This window comes from Amycolatopsis heterodermiae (assembly GCF_034929455.1).
Taxonomy (GTDB): Bacteria; Actinomycetota; Actinomycetes; order Mycobacteriales; family Pseudonocardiaceae; genus Amycolatopsis; species Amycolatopsis heterodermiae.
Map to the genome: position 1 here is coordinate 876,382 of NZ_JAYFSI010000001.1, position 14,033 is coordinate 890,414.

General features: G+C 62.4%; 16 protein-coding genes. 12 read left to right on the forward strand and 4 right to left on the reverse strand.

The annotated features are described in order from the left end of the window. Nucleotides 1-8 precede the first annotated feature (8 nt). Nucleotides 9-842: an SAM-dependent methyltransferase gene (locus VA596_RS04205; protein WP_410171834.1), complete on the reverse strand. Its 834-nt coding sequence runs from the start codon at nt 840-842 to the stop codon at nt 9-11. A gap of 182 nt (nt 843-1,024) precedes the next feature. On the opposite strand from VA596_RS04205, the gene VA596_RS04210 reads away from it, so the two are divergent. The 9 genes from VA596_RS04210 (at nt 1,025) to VA596_RS04240 (ending at nt 8,755) form a co-directional block, all read left to right on the forward strand. Then, complete coding sequence (locus VA596_RS04210; RefSeq protein ID WP_323323783.1) at nt 1,025-2,323, forward strand: cytochrome P450; 1,299 nt, start codon at nt 1,025-1,027, stop codon at nt 2,321-2,323. A 73-nt stretch (nt 2,324-2,396) separates the two neighbouring features. Then, nucleotides 2,397-3,332, forward strand: a complete 936-nt coding sequence (locus tag VA596_RS04215) for an alpha/beta hydrolase (RefSeq protein WP_410171863.1) — start codon at nt 2,397-2,399, stop codon at nt 3,330-3,332. A gap of 105 nt (nt 3,333-3,437) precedes the next feature. Next, nucleotides 3,438-3,743, forward strand: a complete 306-nt coding sequence (locus VA596_RS50605) for a ParA family protein (protein WP_410171835.1) — start codon at nt 3,438-3,440, stop codon at nt 3,741-3,743. Beyond that, a complete protein-coding gene (locus VA596_RS04220) occupies nt 3,635-4,375 on the forward strand; it encodes a ParA family protein (protein WP_410171836.1) in 741 nt (246 codons plus the stop codon). Before VA596_RS50605 ends, VA596_RS04220 begins: the two co-directional genes overlap by 109 nt. Next, nucleotides 4,375-5,127, forward strand: coding sequence for a hypothetical protein (locus tag VA596_RS04225; RefSeq protein ID WP_323323787.1), 753 nt, complete (start codon nt 4,375-4,377; stop codon nt 5,125-5,127). The genes VA596_RS04220 and VA596_RS04225 overlap by 1 nt, the downstream gene beginning before the upstream one ends. Then, nucleotides 5,124-6,527: a restriction system modified-DNA reader domain-containing protein gene (locus VA596_RS04230; RefSeq protein ID WP_323323789.1), complete on the forward strand. Its 1,404-nt coding sequence runs from the start codon at nt 5,124-5,126 to the stop codon at nt 6,525-6,527. Before VA596_RS04225 ends, VA596_RS04230 begins: the two co-directional genes overlap by 4 nt. A gap of 152 nt (nt 6,528-6,679) precedes the next feature. Continuing rightward, nucleotides 6,680-6,985 (forward strand): hypothetical protein, encoded by a 306-nt coding sequence (locus tag VA596_RS04235; protein WP_323323791.1) that lies wholly within the window; start codon nt 6,680-6,682, stop codon nt 6,983-6,985. 118 nt (nt 6,986-7,103) lie between these two features. Continuing rightward, on the forward strand, nt 7,104-7,340 hold the full coding sequence (locus VA596_RS50610; RefSeq protein WP_410171864.1) for a helix-turn-helix domain-containing protein: 237 nt from the start codon (nt 7,104-7,106) through the stop codon (nt 7,338-7,340). Then, on the forward strand, nt 7,340-8,755 hold the full coding sequence (locus VA596_RS04240; RefSeq protein ID WP_323323792.1) for a site-specific integrase: 1,416 nt from the start codon (nt 7,340-7,342) through the stop codon (nt 8,753-8,755). Before VA596_RS50610 ends, VA596_RS04240 begins: the two co-directional genes overlap by 1 nt. 970 nt (nt 8,756-9,725) lie before the next feature. Here VA596_RS04240 and VA596_RS04245 read toward each other — a convergent pair. Beyond that, nucleotides 9,726-10,289 (reverse strand): PIN domain-containing protein, encoded by a 564-nt coding sequence (locus VA596_RS04245; RefSeq protein ID WP_323323794.1) that lies wholly within the window; start codon nt 10,287-10,289, stop codon nt 9,726-9,728. Nucleotide 10,290: 1 nt separating this feature from the next. Further along, nucleotides 10,291-11,751 (reverse strand): ApeA N-terminal domain 1-containing protein, encoded by a 1,461-nt coding sequence (locus tag VA596_RS04250; RefSeq protein WP_323323796.1) that lies wholly within the window; start codon nt 11,749-11,751, stop codon nt 10,291-10,293. Nucleotides 11,752-11,873: 122 nt separating this feature from the next. Here VA596_RS04250 and VA596_RS50615 point away from each other — a divergent pair, with 122 nt between their 5' ends. The 3 genes from VA596_RS50615 to VA596_RS50625 all read left to right on the forward strand — a co-directional run bounded on the left by VA596_RS50615 (nt 11,874) and on the right by VA596_RS50625 (nt 13,280). After that, nucleotides 11,874-12,176 carry a DNA cytosine methyltransferase gene (locus VA596_RS50615; protein ID WP_410171837.1) on the forward strand — a complete coding sequence of 101 codons (303 nt, stop codon included), beginning with the start codon at nt 11,874-11,876 and terminating at the stop codon, nt 12,174-12,176. After that, nucleotides 12,130-12,828 carry a DNA cytosine methyltransferase gene (locus VA596_RS50620; protein WP_410171838.1) on the forward strand — a complete coding sequence of 233 codons (699 nt, stop codon included), beginning with the start codon at nt 12,130-12,132 and terminating at the stop codon, nt 12,826-12,828. The genes VA596_RS50615 and VA596_RS50620 overlap by 47 nt, the downstream gene beginning before the upstream one ends. A 158-nt stretch (nt 12,829-12,986) precedes the next feature. Continuing rightward, entirely contained in the window at nt 12,987-13,280 is a 294-nt protein-coding gene (locus tag VA596_RS50625; RefSeq protein WP_410171865.1) for an Rv3235 family protein, read from the forward strand. An 8-nt stretch (nt 13,281-13,288) separates the two neighbouring features. On the opposite strand, the gene VA596_RS04260 is transcribed toward VA596_RS50625, so the two are convergent. Further along, nucleotides 13,289-13,729 carry a hypothetical protein gene (locus tag VA596_RS04260; RefSeq protein ID WP_323323800.1) on the reverse strand — a complete coding sequence of 147 codons (441 nt, stop codon included), beginning with the start codon at nt 13,727-13,729 and terminating at the stop codon, nt 13,289-13,291. Nucleotides 13,730-14,033 lie beyond the last annotated feature (304 nt).

Consider the following 14,033-nt stretch of genomic DNA (forward strand, 5'->3'; position numbering starts at 1 on the left):
ATTGGTCACTATCGGTGCCCGGCCGATTTCTTGCCGCCGATTCCCGCGTAAACCAGCATGTTCATGTCGGAGGTGTCCGAGATGTCCGCCGGACCGGCCGGCCGCCATTCGCCGCAACCGACCAGACCGGGTTCGACGATTTCGAAACCGGTGAACAACTCGGTCACTTGTGCGTGCGTCCGTAAAGTCACCTGGTCCGGGCTGCGGCTTTCCTTGATCACGTCGGTCGCCTCGCTGAGATTGTCGCCCTGGTGGTCGCCGGTGACGTGCGTGATGGCGAGGAAACTGCCGTCCGCCATCGCCGCGCGGTAACGGCCGACCAGATCCAGCGGATCCGACTCGTCCGGAATCCAGTGCAGCATCAGCAACATCAGCACCCCGACCGGCTCGTCGAGGTCGAGCAGGCCGCGGACCTGCGGCGACTCGAGGATCTTCTCCGGGTCCCGCATGTCGGCCTGCACGACCGCGGCGTGATCGTTGCCGGTCAGCATCAGTTCGCTGTGCGCGACCGCCACCGGGTCGCGATCCACATACACCACACGGCATTCCGGGTCGCGCGCCTGCGCCACCTCGTGCACGTTCGCCACCGTCGGGATCCCCGAACCCACGTCGAGGAACTGCCGGATCCCGCGGTCGACCATGAACCGCACCGCCCGTCCGAGGAACGCGCGGTTCACGCGCGCGGCTTCGCGCAGGCCCGGCATCGCGCGTTCGATCTGCACGCCCACCGCGCGATCGACGGCGAAGTTGTGTCCTCCGCCCAGCATGAAGTCGTACGTACGAGCCATGCTCGGCACGGAGATATCGACACCCGGTGGCACCCATTCCGGTGATCGTGTCACAGAGAACACCTTCTAGTCACATCGGGAATGGCAACGAGTTTAGCGACCCCTCACGGTTCCCTCGCTGCGCCATATGCATGACGACAGACCACCCGATCGGGCACTGTCACACTCCACCGGACGCGCCTACCGTAGGCCGTCTCGTTGGCGGAATCCACACAATGGCGTAACGAGGAGTCCTCATGACCGTCCCGGTCGCACCGGGCCGGTGGCCTTTTCTCGGGCACACCCCGGCGCTCCTGCGGCGACGCTTCGTATTCACCGACGCATTGCACGAACACGGTGAGATCGTCAAGATCTACCTCGGTCCCTCGCCCACCTACTTCGTCACCAGCCCCCGGCTGACCCACGAAGTGCTGGTCACGTCCGGGCCGAAGTTCCGCAAGGGCGCCATGTTCGACAAGTTCCGGCCGTTCGTCGGCAACGGCCTGGTGCTTTCGAACGGTGACTTCCACCTGCGGCAGCGGCGGCTGATGCAGCCGGCGTTCCACCGCGACCGCCTGGCCGGGTACGTGGAAACCATGCGCCGCGCGGCCGCCGACTTGGCCGATTCGTGGCAGCCGGGCGACGTCCGGATGCTCGACGAGGACCTGCAGGGCCTGGCCGTGACGATCGTCGGCGAGGCCCTGTTCTCCACCGAACTGGGGAAAGCGGCCATCGCCGAAGCTCGTCGATCCATCTATTTGATCATCCAGCAGGGAATGATTCGCGCACTGTCGCCGAAATTCGTCGAAAAGCTGCCGATTCCCGGCAACCGCCGGTTCGACGAAGCGATCACGCGGATGCAGGCGATCGTGCTGGAGGTGATCCGCGAGTGGCGGACCGAGGGCGTCGACCGCGGCGACCTGCTGTCGATGCTGCTGCTGGGCGGCATGACCGACGAGCAGGCGCGCGACGAGGTCCTCACCCTGCTCACGGCCGGCATCGAGACGACCGCGCTCGCCCTGGCCTGGACGTTCCACGAACTCGGCCGGCACCCGGAGGTCGAGGAACGGGTGCACGCCGAGCTCGACGAGGTGCTCGACGGCCGTCCGGTCACCGGCGCCGACCTGTTCCGGCTGGCCTACGTCCGGCAGGTGGTCGACGAGGTGCTGCGCCAGTACCCGCTCTGGATGCTGATGCGCCGCACCCTCACGGAGGTCGACCTCGGCGACACGCGGCTCCCGGAGGGCGCCGAGGTGATCGTCAGCCCGCACGCCCTGCACCACGACGCCGCCAGTTTCGAGGCCCCGGAGAAGTTCGACCCGGATCGCTGGTCCCCGGACCGGGCGAAGCAGCCGCCGAAGGGCGCGTTCGTCCCGTTCGGCGCCGGTTCCCGCCAGTGCATCGGGAACGTCTTCGCCCAGAACGAAATCGTCATCACGGTGGCCACGGTGGCCGCGCGCTGGAGGTTGGTCCCGGTGTCGGACCGGCCGGTGCGCGTGAAGTTCACCTCGGCCGCCTACCCCGAAAGCCTGCCGATGACGGCAGTCCGTCGCTAGTTGGAGGTAGTTCTCCTTGCTTCGCCAAGCTTTCCGCCGCCTTTGTGCTGCCCTGTTGCTGACCGCGGCGGCATTGTCCGTGCCGACTCCCGCCCAGGCGGACACGGTCACCTGCCAGGACCTGTACGTCCCAGTCCCACTCGGCACGATGCACGGCCGCCTCTGCGCCCCGTCCCAGGCGAAGACGGTGGTGGTCCTGATCCCCGGAGGGACGTACAACGCGTCCTATTGGGACATCGCCTACACGCCCGAACTACGCTCGTTCCGCCTGGCGATGAACCAGGCAGGCGTGGCAACACTGGCGGTCGACCGCCTGGGCACCGGCTCAAGCTCGAAGCCCTTAAGCGCCCTGTTGTCCGCAACAGCCCAAGCGAACGCAGTCCACCAGGTGATCCAGACGGTGCGTCCCAGGTTCCCCAAGGTGATCGTCGGAGGCCACTCGATCGGCTCGGCGATGGCCATGATCGAGGCGGCCAACTTCCACGACGTCGACGGCGTCCTGGTGACGGACATGACGCACCGGATGAACTACATCACGGTGATCCCGGTGCTGGCGAACATGATTCCCGCACCGCTGGACCCGCAGCTGAGCAGCCGAGGCCTGGACGCGGGCTACCTCACGACGTCCCCCGGAACCCGCTACACGGCCTTCCACACCCCAGGCCCGAACGACGCAGGAGCGATCGCGTACGACGAGTCCACAAAGGACGTATTCGCGGCGACGGAGGCGGTGGACACGATCGCCATGACCACGGTGGTCATCCCCGCGTCGCAGCAGATCGCCGTCCCGGTCTTCCTGGTGGTGGGCAACGACCCCCACTTCTGCGGCCCCCTGGCGAGCGACTGCTCGTCCCCAGAAGCGTTGCGGGCGTCCGAAGCCCCGTTCTTCGCCCCGGCAGCCCGCCTGCAAACGTACATCCTGAACGGCTACGGCCACGCGATCAACTACGCCCCGAACGCGGGAACGTACTTCACCCAGGTGACGAACTGGCTCAAGACCCTTTCCTGACCGGGACAGAAACAGGACAAGGAATTGCCAGTTCGAGGACACCCCCGCGCGCCGGCCCGGTTTCTGCGAAAGTCGTAGACCGGACCGGCGAGCGGGGAGTGGCGTATGCGGATCGTGGCGGTCATGAACTACAAGGGCGGCGTGGGCAAGACAACCCTCACCGCCAACCTGGGCGCGGTAGCCGCCGCCCGCGGCCTCCGCGTCCTCCTCATCGACCTCGATCCGCAGACCAACCTGACGTTCTCGTTCTTCACCGTCGACGACTGGCACCACCGCCTCAAGGACAGCCGCACGATCAGGCAGTGGTACGACTCCGAGATGCCCGGGCGGGACATCTCCCTGGCCGACCTCGTCGTCACACCCGAGCGGGTCAACCACGTTCTCAAGAACTCACCGGGCGACTCGACCTGATCTCGTCCCACCTCGGCCTGATCGACATCGACCTGGAACTAGCTGCGCGGCTGGGCGGCAGCACCACCCTCGACGGCTCGAAGCGGAAGTTCCTGGACCTGCACAGCTGCCTGCGAAGTGCGTTGGAGGACAGCACCTTCGGCGACTACGACCTGGTGCTCATCGACTGCGCCCCGAACTTCGGCCTCGTCACCAAGACGGCGATCGTGGCCAGCGAACAGATCCTCGTGCCGGCCAAGGCGGACTACCTGTCCACGCTGGGCCTGGACTACCTCGCCGGCAATTGCGCGGGGCTGGTGCAGCAATTCAACGACTACGTCAACCACAAACGCGACTCTGGCGCGTACCGCCCGATAGACCCGACGTTCCTGGGCGTCGTCTTCACGATGGTGCAGATCTACTCGCAGCAGGTGACCCTGGCCCAGCACGGCTACATCGAGGAGGTGAACGCGAACTCGGTGGTTCCCGTGCTGAAGAGCAAGATCCGCAACAGCCCGAAGCACTTCGGCGACGCGGGCGAGAGCGGCGTCCCGGCGATGCTGCGCACGTCCGGAAAGGACGAGGTCGTCAAGGAGTTCGACCAACTGACCGACGAGATCCTGCGCGCGCTCGCGCTGTCGGGTGATCGTTGATGAGCAACCTGAAGAGTTTCGCCGTCCTGCAGGCGAGGGTCTACGAGTTCCTGGAACAACAGGACGAGGCAACGTTGCAGGCGATCGTCAGCGGAGAGGCCCAACTGACGGTTCTTCACGAGGACGTTGCACCTGCCGCCCCGATACCTCAGGAGGACGCGCCCGTCGCGGCCCTTCCGACACCGGCCGACGACCTGTCTCGGGCGGTGCACGAGCTTTCGCAGCTGACCTCGGAAGACGACCGGCGAACGTACTTGAACGCGGCTGACCTCAAAGTGCCGGAGCTGAAGAGCGTCGCCAAGCTCCTTCGCCTGCGCAACTACAGCAAGCTCGCGCAGGCCAAGCTCATCGACCTCCTGGCCCGCCACAGTCAGACCGACGCGAACGCGGCCGTACCAAGCCGTCAGAAGACCCCTCTCGTGGATCTTCCGGCACGCCAAGCCCAGCCCGAGCCGCCCGCCGACAAGGGGGCCGAGCAACCGCCCGCCACGCCGAAGCCGCCACCGGTAGCCCCCGCGGAGTCGAACGCCGACGTCGCAGCCATCACCGCACGCTTGACCGAAATCGAAACCGAGCCAGAGGGCGCTGCGTACCTCAAGGCACAGCACCTGAACCGGGAAACCCTGCTCGCCGTCGCCGCGGAGTTGCAGCTCACCCGCGTGGAACGCCTGAGCCAGACTGAACTTCAAAAGAAGATCCTCAGACAAGCGATCGGCGCGCGGCGCAGGTTCGCCGGTCTGCGGAAGTGGTGAGCACCTTGGCCGGTGAGACAGGAGCGAACGACGAGGCCGGCGGCCGTTCGATGTACCTGATCGGCGGCCGCCGCGTCATGGTCTCGGACCTTCTGGAAGCCGGCCTGATCGAAGCCGGTGCGAAGCTCAGGTTCAAGCGCGTCCGCATCGGCGCGACCTACCACGCGACCGTGACCGACCGGGGCCGGATTCGTCTCGAGCCCGCAGGCGAGGAGTTCCGCTCACCGTCGCGGGCCGCCATGGTGGCTGCCGGCATGCGGGCGGTCGACGGCTGGCGGGCGTGGTGGGTGGTCAGCCAGGACCGGCTGCTGGACGGGGTGCGCCAAGAGCTGCTCGACCGGGCGATTACCCGGGTGGCGGACCGGCAGAGCGAGGACATCGACCGTCAGCGCGTTCACGACCGCCTGAGGCAAGCGCGCAGCCGCGCCGAGGACCACACCCCGGAGCGCATCACCGTTCGCGAACTCCTTGCACTCTGGGGCGCGAAGGAGCGTGGCGACCAGGTCAGCCAGATCGAAGCGGATCTGGCCAACCACGGCCTGATGACGTCACCAGGCTTCCGGGCCGTAACCCTCGACACACTGGTATCGCTGATCACGCCGCCCGACGAACCGGAGGAGACGGCGGCGGAGGGGCCACCGGAAGTCGACGATCTGCCCGGCGTCGAGGACGAAGGCGGCAGCGACCTGAACGTCCGGCTGACGGTCGGGAACCTGTCCCCGCTCGAAGGCGTGGAATCCGTCCATCCCAACAGCACGCTCAAAGAAGCGATCACGAAGATGCTTCTGAACGACTACTCGCAGCTCGCTGTGCTCAACGGCCCTCGCAACGTGCGCGGCGCGCTGACGTGGCGCTCGATCGCCCAGGCGATGCACCAGAAGCCGGACGCCACCGTCGCCGACGCGATCGACCCCCACGTCGAACTCGTCGCGTACGACCGCGACCTCTTCGAGGTGCTCCCCACGCTGCAGCAGCGCGAGTTCGTGTTCGTCCTGGACGAAAGCCAGGCGGTCAAGGGCATCGTTACCACAGCGGACGTGGCACAACGCTACGGCGAGATGGCGACGCCGTTCTTCCAGGTGGGCGAGCTGGACCAAACGCTCCGCTGGGTCCTGAACCGCGCCGTCGACCTCCCGACCATCCAGCGGCTGTGCAACCGGAAGATCACCGGCTTCGACCAGCTCTCCATGGGCGACTACCAGCGCGTCCTGGAGAACAAGGAGGTCTGGGAGAAGCTGGGCTGGCCACTGGACCGCCCGACCTTCATTTCCCGCCTGGAAGAGATCCGCTTCGTCCGCAACAAGGTCATGCACTTCCACCCCGACCCGGTACCGGAAGACGCAGTGGACAAGTTACGCCGCTTCAACAAGATGCTGCACCAATACCGAGACCCGGCATAGCCACACGAACCCGCCGCACCCACCACGAGAACGCAACCACATTGGGGGTCCGGGGGCGTGCCCCCGGGCGGGGTCTGGGGGTTGCACCCCCAGAAGACACGGAAGCCCCACGCAAAAAGCCCGCGCCCTCCGCGGGCGCGGGCCTCCAAAGCGTGGACCTGACGAGCCGCTATCACAAACGCCCTGACCTGGCAGATGCCCTGGTCAGGGCGGTGCAGCGGCTCCGGAAGGCCCAGCAGTCCCCACGCCGGCCGCGCCGAAGTGTGCAGTCCACCGGCCGCAGCGAGCGCCAGTGGCGAGTGACTGATCGGCTCGACGCTGCGGCGATCCGCCTCATCTGCGAAGCCGCTGCGAAGGGCGTCTCCAAGCCTGCACTCGCCAAGCAATACGGCGTCTCGTTGAGCAGCATCCAGCGCCTTGTCAAGCGGGAGGAGCAACACCAGTTCGACGGCTCTTAGTCCCTCCAGTCCGGCCACTGACAACCCACGTCGGCGGCCGGACTGGGTGGACACACCCGCCCTGAAAGATCAACTAACCGAGAGGAGGTGAACAATGTTCACACAACCAACGGCAACCATGCCACGCCTGTTCTGGCGACGCTTAGCGACGCCCGCATCCAACGAAGACCCGCATCAACCGCTGCTGTTGACGGTAGATGAAGCCTGTAGGGCGTTGCGGGTTAGTCGGTGGACTGTTAACCAGCTCATACGCACGCGCAAGCTCACAACGATCAAGATCGGGTCAAGGCGACTGGTCCCAGCAACGGCGATCCACACGTTCGTACAGTCACGGACTGACGAGGCCAACTCCTGATGACGCGGAGAAAGGCCAACGGCGAAGGCTCAATTTACCAGCGCAAAGACGGGCGTTGGGAGGGCCAGCTGTACGTCATGACAACTGCCGGATACCGCAAGCGCAAGAGTGTCTTTGGCAAAAGTTTTGCAGAAGCTCATGAGAAGCTCACCAAACTCAAGACTCAAGACTTCCGAGGTATTCCACTGCCAGACAAAGACTGGCGAATCGACGAATACCTTGACTACTGGCTAGAGAATGCAGTCGAAATCTTCAATCGTCCCCTTACCGCTCGCCGCCACAGATCCGTAGTCCGACTCTATCTCAAGCCCGGGCTTGGCAATCACCGACTCTCGCAGCTATCGGTTCGGACGGTTCAGGACTACTTCACGGGCCTACACCGAGCCGGTAAGCCGGCCGCCAGTCTGCATCAAATCCGGAAGGTTCTCAGTGCAGCCCTGACCTACGCCGTGCGTCAGGAACTAGTCTTCCGAAATGTCGCCCGGCTTGTGCTGCTCCCAAGCTACGCCGCCGCCGAAGCCGAGCACTGGACTGCTGACGACGCTCGTCGCTTCCTTGATGTAGCTCGCACTGATCCGCTCTACCCCATGTTCGTGCTGCTCTTACTCTACGGCCTGCGCAGCGGAGAAGTCCGCGGATTGCGCTGGTGCGATGTGGACACTGAAGCCGACGTACTCCGCATACGACAGCAAGTGCAGCGTATCGACGGACAGATGCGCAGTGTCGAGCTCAAGACGCGGACGAGCCGTCGCGACGAACCACTACTTCCCGCGGCGAAGGTCGCCCTGGACCAGCAGCTCGAGAAGCAGACACGAGACCGACAAGCCGCTGGCGAGGCATGGTGCGGTACCGGCACGTCGGCGGACCTAGTCTTCACAACCCGCTCTGGCCGACCAGTCGAAGCTCGCAACCTTTTCCGGTCATTCCGGCGCATCTGCCTAGACGATGACCTGCGGCCGATCAAGCTACATGGACTTCGCCACACCAATGCAACGACTCAAAAGAGTCTAAATGTCCACGACCGCGATATACAAGCGATCCTCGGGCATGGCGACGTCAAAACCACGGGTATTTACGAGCATGTTGACATGGCAAGCAAGCGCAACGCCCTGGAAAAGGTGGAGCAACGGATTTTCTGGCGCACACTTGACGGCAACCGTTGCCGTCAAAATGCCGATATACTGCCGTCAAACCAAAAAACTCCAGCACGAGGCTGGAGCTTTTTGGCTGATTTTATCAGGGGTCATAATCTTGGTGGCTCCTCCCAGACTCGAACTGGGGACACAAGGCTCTTCAGCTCACCTTTTGGCAACAATGTCAACAGGTTTACGGCAGTTACAGCGTTAGCTCGCGTGCGGTCGTACACGTGGTTAATTGGCTGCGTTGCTGTAGACGCTGCTGTCAATAGTCCCTGATCTCGACGATTACTCAGACTTGACGCGGGCGACGGTCAGCACGCAGCGCTTACCGAGCATTAACACGCTACTCACTCCAGTGGTCGCCTATGTTGCCAATTGTCACGAGGCCCATGGCGACCGAGATCAGGCCAGTGACGATTGAGTCTATTGACTTGGGACTGTGTCCAGCTCCAAACATCAGGTCATTGAACCCCGTCGAGGTCCAGATCAATCCTGGATACCCGACAGTGAGCCAAATTGCGAGAGGAACCACCAGTGGCCGGAAAGCTTTGGGTGCATCCAGGGCCGCCGCCAAAGCAGTTGCGGCACACCATAGCAATACAAAAATCAAAAGGAATGTTCCGAACGTCACCATATGATCGCCTCCGGCTCCGTGTCACGGCTCGACCTGTAGATCGCCCCCGTAGCCTGGTGGGTTACACATTTGAGCTACACGGGTAATAACGAACTGAGCAACTCTTCCTGGCGCTCCGCTGTTCGTGCGCCATGCTGCGCTACGAAATACGAACCGCGACACAAGGATGAGTAAGTAAGGCAATCAAATTATTGCCCCGTCTGAACCCAAGCGGCAGACTCGTCGGAGAATATCAGGGATGGCCCCAAAGGAATATCGGGCCGATGTAGCGGCTCAGTAATGCCGCGCGCCCAAGCGTCCGGTTCCAGCAACTCGTAAAGGAGCACATTGAGCCCGTCGGAGTGTAGCGTAATTGCGCTATTGTTCAGATGGGCGCGAATAACTGGCTTATTCCCGCTTACCTCTCCGTCACCAGGAGATATAAGCATCTCTGCGCGCAGTCCTGCTTTAGTCAAGCTGTCGGCGAGGCTATTCAGCTCATCTTTTGGCGGCAATGTCAACCGCTTCCAATCTGTTATGGAGGCGGCACGTGCATGCAGTAGAGCGTGGATACTTGGATGCGTTGTCGCCAAAGGCGCCGTCAGTGTCACCGAAGAATCCACATAGTGTCTATTAGGATGCGCTGTCGACTATCCTGGCATTACTCTGCGCCTCAGCCGCTCGCAGGGCCTTCAGATACGACCGGAAGCGCCATCGTGAGAGCGAATACATATCAAGGGCTCGCGCCAACTTCTCCTTAGCCTCATTAACGTATTGCGCAATCTCACCCACGGATGGTTGGCCACTGGCTTGCTCCGCGGCCTCGATCAGTTCAAGCGCTCGGTCAAGCCGATAACGCGCGGCAACCATCGGCCGAACGACAGTCGGCCAGTGACGAGCGGGCAGTACTTGGACCAACCATAGGGCCTGGTCGGCCATACGTCCCACCTCGGCCGTAACCGTCCGAAACTTTTCGACCGGCGGAAGCCGTTCGTCGTCGAGATCCAAGCTGAGCAGGTGCACGTTGTAGTTGATCGCAAGGAATCGATGGCCCAACTCAAGCCGCTGTCGAGATGCTTCGACGATCCGGTTCTTCCGAGCCTCAAGCCGTGGCTTCGCCAGGTACTCAATAAGTAGCGTCACTACAGCCGCCGTCGCGGCGCTGATCAGCGCGGTTTGCATGGTCAGTTCGGCCAACTCATTTTAATGAGTCTTCCTGCTCGTCGTACACCTTAGGCAGACTTTCCTTTGCGCGCTTGCGGAAGAATAGGTACGCACTACTCTCCCCCAGTCGCTCGGCAAGGTGCTTCTTACTTACACCGGCCTCAAGTAGCAAGATTGAACGAAGCAACCAGCGAAGTGACTCTGTCACCGTCGCGAGAACATCAATTTCGTCCTCGCTCAGAAAGCCTTTTGTCCGGTGCGCATAACTGTTACGCGCCTCCGTGACGTGGCGCGCCCATCGGTTAGTCTTTCCGGTAATTTCAGGAGCGCAGTCGTCAACTAATCCGGCAAGCTGCTTGAGGCGCATCGGATATCCGGGCGCATCCAAGAACGAGCAGACCCCCTGGATGATGTCGCGCACGTTTTGCTCTTCTGCCGACACCGCCTCGATGATTGCGTCTCGGACACGCTCCGTCGTTTCGGCATTCATACGGACTACTTCAGGAAAGAGACGAGCATGCAGCCCCTCAGCAGCAGTCGTCATCTCCAGGAGTTCTGTCTCTAGATGAACAGTTTGCTGCTTCGCCGAGAAGCGAGCCACGACGGGCGGCAACGGGCCGAACTGCTCGACCTTGTCGAGCCAGCCAGCGACGGCCGACAACCCAATATCGTGCAGTGCCACAAAGGGTCTCTCGACCTTCGCATCCACGGGGTCGGCACTCAGCCACCCACCAGTTAGTTGCATCCAGTGTTGGCCGTCGTCCGTCAGTTCGACACCGGATACCTTGCACTGCACGCCCAGACAGAGCGTCAGAAGACTCTCAAGTGGCCGAAGGATGCTGCGAGATATCTCCTGCCACGTCAGATTGTCAAGCTGTGCAATGCGGATCTGCACCGTCCGATTGATCGAACCGCCAGACGTTGTTACGGCGGGGAAGGTCACGTGCTGAGAGATCGTCAGCGTTGCGCCACTTGCAAGCTCAACCGTCTCAACGGTCGGCTCATCGTACGAAATATTGATCTTCGCCGGGTCGCGCGAGAACTCAAACGCGAAGCCGGGTAGCGTCGCCCACTCATCAAGGTGGTGCAGCTTTACTCGAACGCCAGTGTAGGTATGACTGCGGTCGCCAATATGTCCGCCGACAAGCACACTCAACGGCATCAGTACATATTCCTGCGGGCCGCCTCCAAACATGACGACCGACGAGCGCATCGTGAGACACTCAAATGCTGTTACCGTCCCGACCATGCCGCCGAGACGACCGTGAATCGTCAAAGGCACGTCGATATCCGGCGACTCAACAACTTCCCAGCTTGAGTTTTCGCTTCCCGGCACCGGCACGTGACTGGGGCCAGGGCGCAAGTCATCGAATAACTGGATGCGGATACCGCTCTCATCACGGTACATGCGTCCGCGGGCGGTCTTGTCGTCTTGCCCGGAAACCCAAAACTCGCCAAAAACATCGAACGGCCGATTGATATCGATCCGACTCATGCCGCCTCCCCGAGCAGCCGTAGTCGCCTACAGCCCGCACCCTGTGATCATCCCACACCGACGATATCACCTCGATCCAATTTTTCAACTTCGAGCAACAACCTCAGAAAGGAACAATCCTCATGCAAACAACGAGAAAACCTGACCAGCTTCGGATTGGTTCGCTTTGCACCGGCTACGGCGGTCTCGACCAGGCCGTGCAAGCCGCGCTCGGCGGCACCGTCGTGTGGTGCGCTGACAACGAGCCGCATGTCCGCACCATCTTGAGTAGCCGACTCCCAAACGCCCCGAACCTCGGCGATTTGACCACCATCACCTGGGAAGACCTGCCGCCCGTCGACGTCGTTACCGCGGGCTTCCCATGCCAAGACATCAGCTATGCCGGCCTTGGGGCCGGTATCAAGCATCAAGCAGGGGTCGCGTAGTGGCCTGTGGCTCACCATCGCCCAGGGCGTTCGCGTACTACGACCCGGCATCGTCGTCCTGGAGAACGTTGCCGCCCTCCGGCGGCGCGGACTCAGCAGAGTCCTTGGCGACCTGGCCACGCTCGGGTATGACGCACGCTGGACAAGCCTTCGCGCATCCGACGCCGGTGCTCCCCACCGGCGCGAACGGGTCTTTATCCTGGCCTACCTGCCAGACCATCCCGCCTGGGCCGCTGTTACCGACGCCAACCGCCAGCGACCGCTTCGGAGGCTCCGTGAGCCGGGCGTACGACCACCGACGCGGTCTGAACGACGTGGCCGTAGCTCTCATAGCGAGTTAGCCACGACCTACCCGCAAGCTGCGCCCGACTGGGGACAGTACGAACCCGCCATACGGCGCTGGGAGGCCGTCACTGGCCGTGTAGCTCCGGCTCCCACCGAGCGAGGGACACGTGGCCAAGACCGACTTGCTCCCGCCTTCGTCGAGTGGCTCATGGGCCTTCCCGCCGGCTTCGTGACCGGCCTTGACCTGCCGTACTGCGCGCAGCTTAAAGCCCTTGGCAACGGCGTCGTACCGCAGCAAGCCACGGACGCGCTGCGGCGACTGCTTACTGGCCTCACTCCACCCGACCACTGGGAGGTCACCACGTAAAACGTAAGAGGAACACTGTTATAGAACAACCACAACAACTTCACCGAGAGGAGTACGCGTCTCTACCGGTCAACCAGCTGCCGTTCGGCCCAGCCTTGCCGGCCGACAGCCCCGCTCTAGTGGCCGACTTGGAGCCAGCCACGCCGCTTGAACGACGGATGGCCGCCCTTGTACTAGGTGGCCTGGTCGAAGTACTCGACGGCCGGCGCCCACTCCGCCAACTCGAGGACCGTGTCTCCGTGCCGCTGTACAGCGTGCTCAGCAAGCGGATACCCCACCCGGTAAGCACAGGGCAGGGCTACCGCCTGAGAACGCTGCACCTCCAGAAGCCGCGGCCGGAAGTGATCGAGGCTAACGGCACCGCCGCGAATGACCGTGAGGCGCGAGCCGTTGCCGCCCGGTTTCATTATTACCGGCGGGGGTGGTTATGCGTCGCGTTGACGCAACTCTAGACGGTCAGTCATCCTGCGGCTGCTGCCAGCCTTTCGATGTTTTGCATAACCTTGTCGGCACTGAACGATTCATACTCATGCTTTGGCGTATTGGCCATCAGTGCGCACAGCCTTGAAAAGCTTACAGGTTTAGAAACGCTGCCGCTTGCTTCAACAAGAAGAAATTCGCCATCGGCAGTTATATAGATATTCCCAACATTTGTCGTTTCATAGTGGTAACGCATAAAACTACCGACGTGCCAGGCGGCACGGCGACCTATTATCTGCCCGCCCGGATAGTCGTTGCTTTCCATGTACGCGACGAACCCGCGGATAGCCATGTCAGCTCGAATAATTGGTGACTGCGTCTCGTAGTTTGACTTAAAGATGCGACTCGAAGCAGGTCGCGTCGGCCGCGCCTGCCGCTCAAGCTCGATCCGTTTGCGGATGATTCGCTCAGCTCGTCCCATCACTCGATCATACCGCGTGAATTGCCTGGGACTCCTAAGTGAATATCTCACTGCAAGCTGGACCTGCGGGAAATCGCATACCACTGCCGAACGGGAGGAAGTATCTATCAGTACTTACCGCTCAGATGAGACGTCAATCTGAGTTAGACTTCAGTTTGGCCGTAAGCTTGGCTTCGTAGTCGTCGTCCACGTTGAACATTGTGGCAATCGCTCATCAAGGCGGCGAAAAGTTAGTTTCAGGCAGCGCACTGGCCGCAACCACGAGATCGAGCAAGGAAGCTTCCGTGAAGCAGAGTTCTTCCTA